This is a genomic window from Alicyclobacillus acidiphilus NBRC 100859 (genome assembly GCF_001544355.1).
In the GTDB taxonomy this organism is placed as follows: Bacteria; Bacillota; Bacilli; order Alicyclobacillales; family Alicyclobacillaceae; genus Alicyclobacillus; species Alicyclobacillus acidiphilus.
In genome coordinates this window covers 77,666-93,760 of record NZ_BCQI01000006.1, presented here as the reverse complement: position 1 = coordinate 93,760, position 16,095 = coordinate 77,666, and the positions used below count along the sequence as shown (strand labels likewise).

The window sequence follows — 16,095 nt, the reverse complement described above, 5'->3', positions numbered from 1 at the left end:
CTCCTAAGGCAAATCAATCAACATGATACGAGCAGGTTGGACAGCTCGAAAGGACAAGTCTGTCACGTCCTCGATCCGCGCCTCATCACGCTCGTCCAATTGGATTTCCCCGTTGAGCGAAGCGCTGCCGTGAATCATAAAGACAAACGTTCGACGTCCTGGAAGGGCGTCATAATCCCTCGCCTCACCGGCGGCCAACTCCGTCAAATAGATTGTCATATCTTGATGAATCTTCGCGACACCCGCAGCGCCGGTCTTCGAAACCACAGGCACCCAGGCTTGCCCGAGAGCGTCTACGTCGAACGCAGAGATTTCGTAGGACGGTTCAAGCCCAGCCTGATCCGGAACAAACCACATTTGAAGCAAATTGAGCGTCTCCGAATCCGAATCGCTATATTCGGTATGAATGATGCCATTCCCTGCGGTCATACGCTGAATTTGTCCCCAAGAGGTCACCCCGACATTGCCAAGATTGTCTTGGTGGCGCAGCGAACCGGTCAATACGATGGACACCACTTCCATATCACTGTGCGGATGCGCTCCGAATCCCCGCTTGGGCGCGATAGAATCGTCATTCAGTACGCGCATTGGACCGAAACCCGTATTGTTCGGATCGTTGTATGGACCAAAGGAAAAGCTGAATCTGGACTGAAGCCAATCGGACTCGGCATAAAATCGATCCGATTTGCGGCGAACATCTATCATGTGCTACCTCCTTTGTCCATCTTATCTTACGGCATTTTCTTATATTTTATCAGTACCTAATGGACGTATCCACCGCCAATCGTATGATTGGTGGAAATGATATAGGAAGAAGACGCAGGGGAGTGGGGGCGGCTGGGGCGGCGTGATCGCGCCCCATCTCCCGCATGTTCTGTGGGATCGGCGGGAACCGGAGGCGAATTAGCGGCCCGGGACCGCTTAAGTGTGTCGAATCGTCGGAGTTGCGACGAATAAGCGGTGTAGAGACGCTTAAATGGCCGAAACCACTCCATTTCGAGGGTGCCGGAAGCAAATAGGCGGCCTGGAGCTGCCTATTTACCTTCGATCCGACCATTTCACCGAAATAAGCGGCTGAGAGACGCCTATTTGCCCGGCCCACCTCTCCGGCCCACCTCTCCGGCCCACCTCTCCCTCCCCGCCTTTCACGCCCTTGGCCCAATTCTGTTACCATGTACACAACGAAACCAATCGAGCGCTTCGCGCGAGAGGAGTATTGGAAATGGGTGTGACTCAACCGTTTGTATACGCGTGCATTGCTCCCCACGGGCTCCCTATTCTTGAACCACTGTCTGGATCCGACCCTGAGCTCATGGCGAAGACGCGAAGCAGCATGGTGGAACTGGGGCGAGGCATGGCTGAAGCCAAGCCGGAAGCAATCATCGTTTTGACGCCGCACGGCTTGCGAATTGACGGCTCATTTTGTGTGGCCAACTGCTCCAATATGTATGGGGAATTGTCCGAGCAGACCGTGGCAGGAATGGTTGGACAGGACAGATCGGACAAAGGGGTAACCATCACCATGCGCCGCAGCGTCGACAGGGAACTTGCGAAGGCCGTGATCGACCAGGCCCGATCAGCCGGACTGCCGGTCGCTGACGCCAATTTCGCCACCTCGGAGGGGCGATTTTCCTCGTTGCCTTTGGATTGGGGCGCGATGATTCCGCTCTACTTCATGCCGGAAACGCCGATTGTGGTGATCACGCCGTCACGAGCCCTTTCGTATGAGATGCATATCGAGTTTGGCCAGGCATTGGCGCGTGCGGTCGCACAGAGCGGGAAGCGCGTAGGTTTGATTGCGAGCTGCGATTGGTCTCACGCACATGCTGTGGATGGCCCGTATGGATTCCACGAAGACGCGGCGAGGTTGGATGAGCGAGTGGTGGAATTGTTGAACAGCGGCGAGATCGAGCGAATGACCGCATTCGAGGACGCCTTTGTCGATCACGCCAAACCGGACGGCATTTGGCAGTCGTTGATACTCGCTGGCGCCATCCCGCCCGAAGCGCGGAAACCCCGGTTTTTGTCCTATGAGGTTCCCACGTATTTCGGGCTGATGTGCGCGTCATTCCTATAAGAGTTGAGCGTGTTAGGTTGTGCGGATCGTAGGTTGTTTCGCGGTTGCCGAGACAGTGATGGTCTCCAGCGTTTGCTGGATGGCGCCTCGTCCGTTCGTCAAAACGACCTGATAGTTGCCCGGAACTCGTGCGGTGAAGCGTGGGCCCGTCGTCGTCAAGGCGCGTACCGCCGCACTGCCGTTGGACGCTGCATGGTTTGGAACCGCACCAAGGCTTCGGAAGGCAATTTGCTTATTGGGCAAGCCGCTCAGTTGAACGGTCCACCCCTTCGGAACGGTCATCTTCAACACCTGAGTACCAGTTCCTGGAGACGTGGCTGCGCCGGGCGCCGTCACTCCACGGCCATCCGTGTACGCGTTGGGCGCCAATGGTGCAGAGGATGCTCGACCATCGGTGAAAGCGCCGCGATTCGCTGGCGCGGTCACACCACGGCCGTCGGTATAACCTTGATTGGCAGTTGGCGCTAAATAACGGATATTGATGACTTTTCGAGCCGTGTTGATTTGAATTTCGCGGGAACCTGTCCAGTAACCGGTACCCCGTGCAACAGCCCCCGGATTGCCTGTGACGTGACCACCCGTTACCGAGTTGGTCGCGTTACCCACGGCATTGCCCACCGCGTTGCCAGCGTCGCGAGCTCCACGAACCATCGCTCCGCCGACACCGCCTACAAACCCCGCCGCATTGCCCACGACGTTGCCTGTTTGTTGCGCGGCGCCACCGACGACGTTGCCGGCTTGTTGAGCCGCGTTGCCGACAGCGTTACCCGTCTGCTTAACCGCGTTACCACACCCTGTCATTCCAACGACACACGCACAAGCAATGGCGGCAAACGCTAGCTTGCTCTTCATGAGATCCCTCCCGTGAATGTGATCGACTCATTCTCCCCCTCAGCGAGTGACGGCTATGCGAGAATGGTCTGGAACATTGTGGCGCGGGAGGGATGCGCTGTACCGACTTAAGCGGCCTTACATGGCGGCCCCTGACGGATTGGCGAATTGGCTGTTGTACAGATCCGCATAGAATCCATTTTTCGCCAACAGCTGCTGGTGGGTGCCTTGCTCGATCACGGTGCCGTGATTCATGACCAAGATGAGGTCGGCGTTCCGGATCGTGGACAAGCGATGGGCGATCACGAAGCTGGTTCGCCCCTCCATCAAACGTGCCATCGCCTCCTGAATCAATACTTCGGTTCGAGTATCGACGCTGCTCGTGGCCTCGTCGAGGATGAGGATCGACGGGTTCGCGAGGATTGCCCGCGCGATGGTCAACAACTGTTTCTGGCCTTGAGAAATATTTGAAGCTTCTTCGTTCAGGACGGTATGATACCCATCTGGCAACGTCCGAATGAAGTGATCCGCCCGGGCCGCCTTCGCCGCGGCGATCACTTCCTGTTCCGTCGCGTTGGTTCGCCCGTACGCGATATTTTCATAAATCGTGCCATGAAACAGCCATGTGTCCTGAAGCACCATACCGAACAAACTGCGCAGGTGTCCTCGGCGCAGCTTCGTGATATCCACTCCGTCAATCGAAATGTGTCCATCGTCGACTTCGTAAAACCGCATCAGCAAATTGACCAGTGTCGTTTTGCCGGCGCCGGTCGGTCCCACAATCGCGATCGTCTGGCCGGCTTTCACGGAGATGTTCATGCCTTCAATCAGCGGCCGCTCGGGGTCATAGCGGAAATCGACATCGACGATATCGACGTCTCCGCGCGGTCTCTCCAGTTCAATCGGATGTTCCGCCTCCGGAATCTCCTCTTGTTCGTCAAGCAGCTCAAAAATCCGTTCTGCCGACGCCACCGTTGATTGGATGATGTTGGAGATGCTGGAGAGCTGCGTGATGGGCTGCGTAAACTGCCGGGCGTACATGATAAACGCCTGAATGTCGCCGATGTTGATGGTTCCTCGCGTGACCAGAAACCCGCCGATCACACTGACGAGCACGTAACCCAAGTTGCCGATAAAGTTCATCAGCGGAAAGATGAGGCCAGACACAAACTGCGCCTTCCACCCCGATTCGTACAATTTTTCATTGTACTCGACGAACTCCTCCATCGCCTTCTCTTCCATGCCGTACGCCTTGACGATTTGGTGTCCCGTATACATCTCTTCGATGTGACCGTTCAACTGACCTAACGACCGCTGCTGGCCAACGAAAAAGTGTTGCGATCTCGACGCGATCGTCTTCGTCACATAGAACGAAAGGGGCAATGTCAGGAACACAATCAGCGTCATCCAGGGACTGATGGTGAGCATCATCACGATCACGCCGATGAACGTCACGACCGATGTAATCAACTGCGTCAGCGTCTGTTGCAGCGTATTGCCGATGTTGTCGAAGTCGTTCACGAAACGGCTGAGAATCTCGCCCGTCGGCCGAGAATCGAAGAATCGCAGCGGCAGCCGTTCCAACTTGTCATACACTTCTTTGCGCAGCGAATACACGGTCTTCTGTGCGACACCAGCCATGACGTATTGTTGAATGTAGCTGAAAAACGCGCTCAAGACGTACAAAATGCCGAGTTCGAGCAAGACGCGTTCAATATCTGCGAAATTCACACCGGTGTGGTGATGCGAAGCTCCGTGCGCCAAGCCTGCCACGAGATCGTTGGTCGCTCGCTTCATCACGTCGGGGCTAAGGATGCTGAACACGGTGCTGAGGATGGACATCATCAATACAGCAAACATCCGCCACGCGTGGGGCTGAAAATACGCAAGGAGCCTGCGGAGCGTGCCCCGAAAATCTTTTGGTTTCTGAACAGGCATACCTGGACGAATGCCGCCCCGGCCCATCGGCATCGCCGCGCGCATATCCGATTGCGGGCCCCGACCACGCTGTTCGTTCATGCCGTCTCCCCCTCGGACAATTGTGATGACACGATCTCGCGATAGACCTCGCAAGTGCGGAGCAGTTGGTCGTGCGAGCCGATCCCGGCGACACGGCCTTCGTCCAGCACAATGATTTGATCGGCGTCCCGAACGGTGCTCACACGCTGCGCGACGATCAACACGGTTGAATCCGTGATCGTCTCGGCCAGAGCGGCGCGAAGTTTGGCGTCCGTCTTGAAATCGAGCGCTGAGAAGCTGTCGTCGAAAATGTAGATATCCGGGCGCTTGACAATGGCTCGCGCGATGGACAAACGCTGCTTCTGACCCCCGGACACATTGCGTCCGCCTTGTTCGATGAGCGACTGAAAGCCCTCCGGTTTTTCCTCGATAAACTCCAATGCCTGGGCTATTTCAGCCGCCTGCGCCACCTCTTCGTCCGTCGCGTCCGGCCGCCCATGGCGTATGTTCTCCGCAATGGTCCCTTGGAACAGAACGGCCTTCTGAGGGACGTACCCAATGCGGGCGCGCAAATTGGCCTGCAATTGGTCGCGAACGTCGACGCCGCCAACCAGCACGGCACCTTCATCGACATCGTAGAATCGCGGAATGAGGTTGACCAATGTAGACTTTCCGGAACCCGTACCGCCGATGATCGCGGTCACCTGCCCCCGGTGAGCCTGGAACGAGACGTTGGATAAAGCAGGCGCCTCCGCCCCGGGATAACTGAACGTGACGTTGCGGAACTCCACCATGGGGATGGGGAGCGGATCGTCGGAAGAAAGGCGCTCGCTGTCAGAGACGGATGGCTCGACGGCGGGATCGACAATCTTAGGTTTGGTGCTTAATACAGCCCAAATTCGGTTGCCCGAAGCTGCTGCACGCGGCACCATAAAGAACATCATCGACACCATCATGATGGAGAACAGAAGCTGGGTCACATACTGGATGAACGCCAACAGCGAACCGATTTCCATCGATCCGTGGGCGATGCGGAGTCCGCCGAACCAGATGATGGCGATGATCGACAAGTTGATCACCAGCATCAGCGCCGGCGACATGATGGCCATGATCTTTTGTACTTTGGTGGTGGTGTTCGTCAAATCGAAGTTGGCGGCATCAAATCGTTTCGTTTCATAATCCACGCGGTTAAATGAGCGAATGACTCGAATACCTGTCAGCCCTTCACGCAATATCCGATTCAACGTGTCAATTTTCTCCTGCATCACTCGGAAGAGGTTGGTCGCCCTGCGAAAGACACTAAAGATCACGAGCACGAGCACCGGCAGCATGATGACCAACACAAGCGAAAGCCTGGCATCTGTGTAGACCGCCATACAGATGCCGCCGATCGTATTGAGCGGCGCCATGATCATCATCCGCAGCATCATGTTCACCAACTGCTGAACCTGGGTGATGTCGTTGGTCGTGCGCGTGATGAGCGACGATGTGCCAAACTGATCAAACTCGCGAAGCGAAAACTGCTGAGCATGGGCAAATACCTCACGGCGCAAAACGCGTCCGAACGACGCTGCCGTCCGCGAAGACAAGAAGCTCGCGGCTACCGAAAAAGCCACCGCCCCTACAGACACCGCAAGCATGATGGCGCCTTCGACGAAGATATAATGCAGATTCCCCGTCAAAACGCCTTCGTCGACGATGCGCGACATCAACGTGGGCAGGTACAGATTCAGGAGTGATTGCGTGAAGATAAAAATGACGACAAAGCTGATTGCCACCCTGTACGGACGCAGGTAGCGCAGCAATTCTCTCATGGGGGTCACCTTCAGTCTTTTCTGTCATGCTACGATTACCTCACTGATTATATCTTTAGATGAACGAAATTGCTTGAAGAAACGTCTGCGACGCTCGTCTTCGGAGATCGAATGTTCTAGTGATATCATGATGACGGGTGGCCCGGGTCAAAAGGTTACCCAAGCATGGCACGAGAGCATGGAGGACATTATGGGCAAAATACCGATGGCAAAGCGCATCCCGCATCCGCATGAGATCCACGGAGATATCCGTGAGGACGACTACTATTGGCTACGAGACAGGTCGAACCCGGAAGTGATCTCCTATTTGGAACAAGAAAACGATTACTATCGCACCGTGTCGCAGGCGTACAGCGAATTGACACAATCGCTCTACGAACAGATGGTCGCTCGAATTCCTGAACAGGAAAGCCGAGTTCCGGTGCAACTGGGCCAGTATTTCTACTACACGCGGCTCGAAAAGTCGCTGCAATACCCCATTTACGCTAGAAAACGGGCCGCTTCCCGCAGCGAACTGAAACACGCTGCGGAAGAGGTGATGCTGGACCTGAACGAGATGGCGCGTCCGGGCGAATTTCTCAGTGTCACTGAACAACGCGTGAGTCCCGATGGCACACGTTTGGCCTATTTGGAAAATCGGGACGGAACGGATTTATACACATTGAAAGTCAAGGACCTAGCGACAGGTGAAACGCTTTCCGACACAGTCGACAACGTGTATCTCGCTGGCAGCATCGAATGGGATTCCTCAGGTACATACCTATTTTATGTTACGGCCGACGACAGCCAACGTCCATATCGACTCTGGCGGTATCCTGTCGGTCAGCCGCAAGCGGCGGAAATGCTTTACGAAGAAACCGATCAGACGTTTGTGCTGCAACTCGCCAAGTCTCGCAGCGGCAAGTATCTATTCGCCGTGTCGTCGGCGACGATGACGAGCGAAGTGAGATATCTCGATGCGTCCCGTCCGCTCGACGACTTTACCGTCTTCGATCCTCGCGAACGCGGCGTGGAGTACGTTGTGGAACATTGGCGCGACGAGTTCGTCATTTTAACCAACCGGAACGCCTTGAACTTTCGAGTCGAGCGCTGTCGTACCGACAGCATCCGCGCTCAGCAGCGCGAGGATCTGATTCCACACGAAGAATCCCGTTACCTCGTTGCGTTATATCCGTTCCGCGACGCCTTGCTGATCGAAGGACGGGAAGCTGGACTCACCCAAGTGTGGATCTACCGCGATGGGGCACTCACCCAACTCACTTGGGACGAGCCGCTGTACACCGTGGGCGTGGGCAACAACCTCAGCTACGACACGGCTGAAGCGTTGATCGAGTTCGAATCGTTCGTGACGCCGCTGACCACATTCGCTGTCGATCTCGCCACCGGAGCGCGCACCACACTCCAGGTTCAGCAAGTGTCCGGCGCATACCATCCAGAGGACTACGTGCAGGAACGCTTGTGGATCGCGGCCCGCGACGGCGTCAAGGTGCCAGCCGCCGCAGTCTATCGCCGTGGAGCGCTGGATCGCGGCCCAGCTCCGCTGCTTCTCTATGGATATGGATCGTACGGCAGTTGCACCGATCCCCACTTTCAGCCGCTGCGTCTGCCCATGCTGGATGCCGGCGTGGTGTACGTGATCGCGCAGGTCCGCGGCGGTTCCGAGTTGGGCCGAGGCTGGTACGAAGACGGCAAATTGCTCAAGAAGCGCAATACGTTTACCGATTTTATCGACGTGGCGAAGGACCTGATTGAGCGTGGGTACACCACCTCTTCCCAACTCGCCGCCGACGGGCGCAGCGCAGGCGGTCTGCTCATGGGCGCCGTCGCCAACATGGGCGGCGAGTATTTCCAGGCCATCCACGCCGGGGTGCCGTTCGTCGATGTGATGACGACAATGCTCGACGCGTCGATCCCGTTGACCACACTCGAATGGGACGAGTGGGGAAATCCAGCGGAACCGGAATACTACGCGTACATGAGATCGTACAGCCCTTACGACAACGTCGAAGCCAAGGCGTACCCACACATGCTGGTGACGACTGGGCTGAACGATCCCCGTGTCGCCTATTGGGAACCCGCCAAGTGGGTGGCCCGCCTGCGCCAAGTGAAGACGGACGACCATTCGCTCCTCTTGAAAACGAACATGGGCGCGGGTCACTCAGGCGCTTCCGGCCGCTTGGACAAAATTCGCGAGCAGGCCGAGATCTACGCGTTTCTGCTCGACAAGATCGGCGTTCACTCACTGGGATGAATACGTTCAATGCGTTGAATCCATTGAATCCGGGAGGACATTGTGCATGGAACGATTTCAGGCTTTCGTTGTCGACCAAACCGAACAGGGATTTCGCGCCGGCATTCGCGAATTGACCTTGGCCGATCTGCCAAAGGGTGATGTAACCATTCGCGTTCGCTACTCCAGCGTCAATTACAAAGACGGCATCGTCGCGACGCCGAACAGCCGATTGGTGCAATCGTACCCGATGGTCCCGGGGATCGATCTCGCCGGCGAAGTCATCCATTCGGATGACGCCCGGTTTCGCGAAGGCGACGAGGTGATTGTCACCAGCTACAGGCTTGGCACCGGCCACTTCGGCGGATTCAGCCAAGTGGCCTGCGTGCCCGCGGATTGGGTGGTGCCCATGCCGAAAGGGCTCACGATGCGCGAATCGATGATCCTCGGCACGGCTGGATTTACCGCAGCACTGTCGCTCCACCGGATGGAGGAGAACGGCCTCGCCCCAGATAAAGGCCCCGTGTTGGTCACCGGGGCGACGGGCGGGGTCGGATCGACCGCCGTCTCGATGTTCAGCCAACTCGGCTACCAGGTGACGGCGTCGTCCCGCAAATCCGAAGAGCACGCCTTCTTGCGCGAGCTTGGCGCCGCGGAAATCGTCCACCCTGAAACGCTCGTCCTGCCCGCCGACCAACCGTTCCCAGATCTGCCCGAGCGCTGGGCTGGCGCGGTCGATCCCGTCGCAGGCAAGTCCCTGCCGTACATCGTCAACACGATGCGATACGGCGGCGTGATCACCGTCAGCGGCTTTACGGGCGGCCCGGATTTCGCGACGACCGTGTTTCCGTTTATGAGGCGGGCGATCACGTTCATCGGAATCGATTCTGTCGAATGCCCGATGGCCATCCGCAGGCCGCTCTGGGAGCGCATCGGCGCCGAACTGAAGCCGACCGCGGCCCTGGAACAAATTGTCCACGAAGTGTCGCTGGAAACACTGCCTGACGTATTGTCGGCCATCCTGCAAGGCAAGGTCAAAGGGCGGACCATCGTCAAGCTCTAAGCCGAAGCCTCGCCAATCTGCAAATTGTACATTTGGCGGTAACGGCCGTTTCTCGCGAGCAATTCGTCGTGCGTCCCCCGCTCGACAATGACACCGCCGTCGAGCACCAAAATCTGATCCGCATCGCGAATCGTCGACAGGCGGTGCGCGATGATGAACGTCGTCCGGCCGCGCTTGAGCACTTGCAGCGCGTCCTGGATGACGCGTTCTGTCTCCGTGTCGATGCTCGAGGTCGCCTCGTCCAGGACGAGAATCGCCGGATCGAACGCCAGCGCCCGCGCGAACGAGATCAACTGGCGTTGCCCAGCCGACAAAGTGCTACCGTTCTCAAGCACCGGTTCGTCCCAGCCATTTGGCAAATGGCCAAGCAATTTATCGGCGCCGACATCCTTCAACGCCTGTTCGATCCGTTCGCGCGACACGCGCTCATCTTCGAGTCCCACATTGGAAGCAATTGTCCCGGTAAACAGATACGGATCCTGCAACACGATGCCCATATGTTGCCGCAAGTGCTGCGCAGGGATCTTCGAGATATCCATGCCGTCGATGGTGATGGTGCCTTTTTGCGGATCGTAGAAGCGAAAGAGCAGGTTGATGATGGAACTCTTCCCCGATCCCGTGTGTCCAACCAACGCGATCGTCTGCCCGGGCGACGCTTCGAATGAAATGCCTTTTAACACGTCGTGTTTCCCGTCATACGAGAAGCTGACTTGGTCGAACTTGACCTCGCCGCGAAACCTCGGAATCTCTCCGTCTGCCACGTCTGTCCCCGGTTCGTCCAGCAATTCAAAGACGCGCACCGCAGACGCCCGGGCTTGCTCCAGGTTCGACAACTGGTTGACCACCTGAACAATCGGTTGAAACAAGCGATTGATGTAGTCGATATAGGCGTACAGCATACCAAAAGAAACTGCCACAGACAGATGGATCGTTCGCCAGCCGAAGATGGCGATGACCGTTACGAAGATCAGGTTGCGCAGTACGGACGACAAATTGTGGCTCGTCGCCGCGTTGACCCGGATGAGCCGCGACTGGTTTTCGTAGTAGGCCTGGTTGAGATCGTCAAACTCCTTCTCCGTCAAGCGTTGCCGATTGAAAGCGCGAATAATGGGGATGCCCTGAATCGTCTCGTTCAACATCGCGTTGATATCGGATATTAAGGCACGAACGCGAATGTTGACGTGGACCGTGTACCTACGGTACAGCCAAACCCACAGGATCAGCACCGGAATCAGAAGGCAGGTCAATAACGCCAGTCGAACGTCCAGAATGAACAGCGCAATATAGATTCCGGCCATCGACACGATGCTCGACAGAATATTGGCTAGGACGTTGACATAGAAGTCGCGGATGGTCTCCGTGTCGTTCGTGATCCTCGAGACCACTTTGCCCGCTGGCAGTGTATCAAAATAGCGAATCGGCAATCGATGGATCTGCCGAAACACGTCGCCGCGCATGCGCTGCAAGATTCGATTCGCCGCGACCTGCAACAAATACTGTTGTCCGTACAGGAAGAGGGCGGCGGCCGCCAACAGACCAAAATACACCAGAGCCAGGCGCAGCACGCGCGGCACCTCGGGTTGATAGAACGAAAACAACTGGGATTTCGTCAATTTCGACGCCGCAAGCGCCACTCGCTTGCCGTCTTCCGTCACCACCACCGCGTTGGCTTCGACTTTCGGCGTACCCGTATAGGCCACGGCACCGTTGACGATGTAAAATTGGCGCCCGACGGCGAAGAGCGTGATCGGATGTTGACGCCTGAGGCCGCGTGCCATGTAGTCGCCGCGCTCATACCAACGCCCGCCATACTCGACCGATCCGCGCGTGTGCGCAGGCACTTCGTACCACGTTCGCTCAATGCCGAGAATATGTTCGTCGATCATCGTCTTCGCCACGAACGGACCCGCAAGCTGCGCCGTCACAGCCAGCACGAGCAGGAGCAAGGCGACGAGAATCGTCCGTCGATAGTACGCCGCATATTCATACAGTCGTCGATTTACGTTCATGCGTTCCACCTGCTTCCAGCTTCAACGTCGCTTACCTCGGCGACCGTCCCTTCGTCCGCCCAGTCCTCCGACGCTTGTTGCCGTTCGTATTGTTTCTTGAACCAGCCATCAGAGGTCAGCAGTTGTTCAAATGTGCCCTCCTCGACAATGCGTCCCTCGTCCATGACGACGATCCAATCCGCATGCGCGACAGCAGGCATCCGATGGGTGGCGATGATGGTTGTACGCCCTCGGCGCTCGTTGCGAATTCCTTCGATGATGTGCGCTTCGGTGCGAGCGTCGACCGCGGACATCGCGTCGTCGAGAATCAGGATCTCCGGCTCGATGACGAGCGCCCGCGCCAAGGCGATGCGCTGTTTCTGTCCTCCTGACAGCGACACGCCGCGTTCGCCAATCAATGTGTCGAGACCATCCGGCAACGACGGCACATCTTTGAGAAAATCGGCCGCCGCCAAGGCGTGACGGATCTGTTCATCCGTGGCGTCCTTCAATCCGAACCGAACGTTGTCCGCGACACTTCTTGAGAACAGCATCGGATTCTGCGGCACGTATCCAATCCACCCATGCACTTCTTCAATCGAGACTCGTTCGATGGGGACGCCGTTGACCAACAAAGCACCTTCGCAGGTGATCGGATATTCCCTCAGCAACTGCCGAATCAAGGTTGATTTGCCGCTGCCAGTACGACCGACGATACCCACCGTTTCGCCGCGCCGGATGATCAGGTCGATATCCCGCAGATTGTCTGTCTCCGACGTCGGGTAGCGGAAGGAGTAGCCGCGAAATTCGATCCGCTCCGGAACACCGATCGAAACGAGGTTCGGCGCATCGTCGACGTCCGGAACGTAGGCCAACGTCTCGTTCACGCGATCCAGCGACGCATTTCCTCGCTGCATGATGTTGATCAACTGCCCAAACGCCATCATCGGCCAAATCAGCATACCGAGATACACGTTGAACGACGTCAGCTGGCCAATCGTCAACTGGCTGTGGAACACGAGGTACGTGCCAAAGCCAAGTCCGATGAGGTACGTGATGCCGACAAGGACGCTGATGGTCGGATCAAACAAGGCATCGATCTTCGCCACCGCGATGTTCTTCCGGTAGACGTCGCCCATTGTCTCCATGAATCGCCGCTCTTCCCGCCGTTCCTGAGCGTACGCTCGGACGACCCGGATCCCAGCGATCGTCTCGAGCACGCGATCGTTCATGTCGCCAAACGCGTCCTGGGCCAACGTGAACCGTTCATGCAGCAACTTGCCGTACTTCGTCATCGCGAGCGTGATGAACGGCATGGGCACCAAAGACAGCAAGGTGAGCTTCCATCCATCCAACACGCCCATGGCGACCAGGATCGTCGACGAAAACGTCGTCGAGTCAATGAGCGTCAGAATGCCAAAACCAGCAGTCTGCGATACGGCGTTCAAGTCGTTTGTCGATCTCGCCATCAAATCCCCGGTCCGATTCTGTTCGAAAAACCTCGGTGTCATCCGGAGAAAGTGACGCATCAATCGCGATCGCAAACTCAACTCCAGCAACCGCGCACCGCCGAACAACTGGTACCACCACGTAAATCCGCAGACGTAACTCACGACGGTTACGCCAAGCATCACCAGGCAAAGTTCGACCATGGCCCGCGTCGTCATCGAGCCTTGATTCATCAGATCGATGGCGTGGCCGATGATGTCTGGCGGAGCGATTTCAACGAAATTCAACAGCAACAGCAAACCAACCGCGATGATGTACCGCGTTCGGTGTTCCCAAAAGAACCAACCAAGTTTTCTGAGCACCTGAAACACAACCGAAACCCCCAATAGACGAAAAAAGCACGCCGCGCTCGCGACATGCCTTCCATTCTCTATGAATGAAGAAGCGCGGGCCACTGAATGCGACCCGCACAAACACCTGACTCGGTGTCAAACTTCGTTCACACGAAGCGAAAGGTCACATTCCCATTGGTTATGGTCTTCGCCGCCAGCGTAATGACGCCGACGCGCCTGCACATATCCACTTGCCATCAGCACAACCATGGAAATGCCCTCCTCTCGCCTTGCTATCGTCTCAAAACTACCACTTAGTTTCAGAATTTGTCAATCATTTTGTGTGGATTCTCCGATTCGTTCCACCCCCATCTAATTCGATATTGATCTAACTTCGATGATGATCTACATTGTTACGTATCTACATGTAACGAGGAGCCTGATTGCAATGACCAATGAAGACAGTCAATTGCTCGTCCAGTTTCTCAAGGTTTTGGCCGACGAGAGCCGTCTCAAGATTCTTGGTATCTTGGCCAACCAGGAGGCAAGTGTTGAGGAACTCGCCGCTTATCTGCAATTGAAACCACCAACCGTGTCACACCACTTGAATCGCTTGCGGGAACTCGGTCTCGTAACGATGCGGCAGGACGGCAACGTGCACACGTACCGATTTCAGGCGGACGCGCTATCTCAAGTCAATCGGCTGTTGAAGCCGGAAAAATTGGCCCAGTTGGCCGATGTGGAAGGAGATGCCTGGCAACGCAAAGTATTGCGCGATTTTCTGAACGGCGTGGAATTAAAGGAGATTCCCGCCAGTCGGAAGAAGCGTCTCGTCGTTCTACAATGGCTCGCGGATCAGTTTGAATGGGACAGAACCTATCCGGAGTCTGAAGTCAATGAAATCATCGGTCGACACCACCCTGATTTTGCGACCTTGCGCCGCGAACTCATCGGAAATCGGTTCATGGCACGAGAAAACGGTGTCTACTGGCGAATTTCGGAGAAATCCAGTTCGGAGAAATCCAACACATAAAGGAGACTTCGATTTCATGGCTGCGACACCGGACGCAATCAGCGGCAGGTCCACGGACATTGTCACGCTCATTCGAGAGGAACATGGATATCGAAGAATCCTGACTGCGAGCTTGCTAAGCGGGATCGGGGACTGGTTTGACACTGTCGCGATGTTCAGCCTTCTCCTGCACATCACAGGAAGCGGCATGTCGATTGGACTGACTTTGGCGGCCCGCACCATTCCTTACCTCGTCATGGGACCCATCGGCGGAAAATTGGCCGACCGCGTTCGCCGCAAACGGTTGATGATTTCGGCCGATCTCGCCCGCATGGGCATCGCCTTGCTGTTTTTATTGATCCATACGAAAGACCAGGTTTGGATCGCGTACCTGGCGACATGCATCATGACCGCTTTTTCTTGCCTCTTTGAACCGGCCCGCCGCGCCGTGATTCCACAGTTGGTGAAAACGGAGCGGGTCGTTGTCGCAAACGCCATCGAAGAATCGCTGTTTGGCGTCGTGCTCGCAATTGGATCGGCGAGCGGAGGATTGGTGACCTCGGTATGCGGTCCATCGATCGCGTTTATCGTCAACAGCGCCTCCTTTCTGGTATCCGCCGCGCTCTGCTCGACGACGAAGCTGTCGGAGAACCACTTGGCCACACCCGATTGGCCAATGGCGTCCGACGACGCGCCGCCACGGCCGAACGACGATACCTGGGACGAGCGATCGTACCGGCGATGGATACGAGACTCCTCGCTTATCCGCATTTTGTGCCTGCAGGCCGGGCTGTGGTCTGTCGGCGGCGGCATCGTCAACGTCCTGTTGAGCGTCTTCGGCTACCAAGTGTTTCACGCCGGAAACGTCGGTGTTGGTGTGATGTACGGATCGCTCGGACTCGGATTCGCAGTGAGCAGTCTGTTGACCGTGCGACTCACACGGCGCATCCGTGAAACCGCTGTATTGGGCTTTGTCGTTGAAGGGCTCGGCCATGCGGCGATGAGTCAATCGCCCAAACTCTGGATAGCGTCCCTTTGTCTCATCGCCGCGACCATCGGCGCAGGGGTCGGGAACGCCGCCGTTCAGTCGACAGTCATGAGGTCATTGTCAAATTGGCAGCAGGGCCGGGCGTTTTCCCTGACGTCCACCGTCGGCAGCGTGACACTCGGCGTCTCAATGACCTTGACCAGCTTCTTGCTGCCCATCTTTCCGGCCAGGAACTTGGGTCTCACCGCGGGATTGCTGATTGCGATCTCATCGCTGGCTACGCTGCCATTTCTCAACATCGCTGCACGGGATAAGGTGCATGGATTGAGAAGCAGCTAAACACACTATCACC

General features: G+C 56.6%; 11 protein-coding genes. 5 read left to right on the top strand and 6 right to left on the bottom strand.

The features are described from left to right. Positions 1-3: 3 nt before the first annotated feature. Positions 4-705, bottom strand: coding sequence for a pirin family protein (locus AAC01S_RS03945; RefSeq protein WP_067619103.1), 702 nt, complete (start codon positions 703-705; stop codon positions 4-6). A 517-nt stretch (positions 706-1,222) separates the two neighbouring features. Between AAC01S_RS03945 and AAC01S_RS03940 the strand changes: the two genes are divergently transcribed. Next, on the top strand, positions 1,223-2,077 hold the full coding sequence (locus AAC01S_RS03940; RefSeq protein WP_067619100.1) for a DODA-type extradiol aromatic ring-opening family dioxygenase: 855 nt from the start codon (positions 1,223-1,225) through the stop codon (positions 2,075-2,077). Positions 2,078-2,089: 12 nt separating this feature from the next. Here AAC01S_RS03940 and AAC01S_RS03935 read toward each other — a convergent pair whose 3' ends face one another. The 3 genes from AAC01S_RS03935 to AAC01S_RS03925 form a co-directional block, all read right to left on the bottom strand. Next, positions 2,090-2,929, bottom strand: coding sequence for a hypothetical protein (locus tag AAC01S_RS03935; protein WP_067619098.1), 840 nt, complete (start codon positions 2,927-2,929; stop codon positions 2,090-2,092). A gap of 117 nt (positions 2,930-3,046) precedes the next feature. Further along, positions 3,047-4,927 (bottom strand): ABC transporter ATP-binding protein, encoded by a 1,881-nt coding sequence (locus AAC01S_RS03930; RefSeq protein ID WP_067619094.1) that lies wholly within the window; start codon positions 4,925-4,927, stop codon positions 3,047-3,049. Then, positions 4,924-6,681: an ABC transporter ATP-binding protein gene (locus AAC01S_RS03925; protein WP_067619092.1), complete on the bottom strand. Its 1,758-nt coding sequence runs from the start codon at positions 6,679-6,681 to the stop codon at positions 4,924-4,926. Before AAC01S_RS03925 ends, AAC01S_RS03930 begins: the two co-directional genes overlap by 4 nt. Before the next feature lie 190 nt (positions 6,682-6,871). On the opposite strand from AAC01S_RS03925, the gene AAC01S_RS03920 reads away from it, so the two are divergent. Continuing rightward, positions 6,872-8,932: a S9 family peptidase gene (locus AAC01S_RS03920; RefSeq protein ID WP_067619089.1), complete on the top strand. Its 2,061-nt coding sequence runs from the start codon at positions 6,872-6,874 to the stop codon at positions 8,930-8,932. 46 nt (positions 8,933-8,978) lie between these two features. Then, positions 8,979-9,974 (top strand): acrylyl-CoA reductase family protein, encoded by a 996-nt coding sequence (locus AAC01S_RS03915; RefSeq protein WP_067619086.1) that lies wholly within the window; start codon positions 8,979-8,981, stop codon positions 9,972-9,974. Here the strand turns inward: AAC01S_RS03915 and AAC01S_RS03910 are convergent. Continuing rightward, on the bottom strand, positions 9,971-11,983 hold the full coding sequence (locus AAC01S_RS03910; RefSeq protein WP_067619084.1) for an ABC transporter ATP-binding protein: 2,013 nt from the start codon (positions 11,981-11,983) through the stop codon (positions 9,971-9,973). The genes AAC01S_RS03915 and AAC01S_RS03910 overlap by 4 nt on opposite strands. Further along, positions 11,980-13,782, bottom strand: coding sequence for an ABC transporter ATP-binding protein (locus AAC01S_RS03905; protein WP_067619080.1), 1,803 nt, complete (start codon positions 13,780-13,782; stop codon positions 11,980-11,982). The genes AAC01S_RS03910 and AAC01S_RS03905 overlap by 4 nt, the downstream gene beginning before the upstream one ends. 409 nt (positions 13,783-14,191) lie before the next feature. On the opposite strand from AAC01S_RS03905, the gene AAC01S_RS03900 reads away from it, so the two are divergent. Further along, complete coding sequence (locus AAC01S_RS03900; RefSeq protein WP_067619076.1) at positions 14,192-14,776, top strand: DUF2087 domain-containing protein; 585 nt, start codon at positions 14,192-14,194, stop codon at positions 14,774-14,776. 16 nt (positions 14,777-14,792) lie between these two features. Further along, entirely contained in the window at positions 14,793-16,082 is a 1,290-nt protein-coding gene (locus tag AAC01S_RS03895) for an MFS transporter (protein ID WP_067619072.1), read from the top strand. The last annotated feature ends 13 nt before the right edge of the window (positions 16,083-16,095 follow it).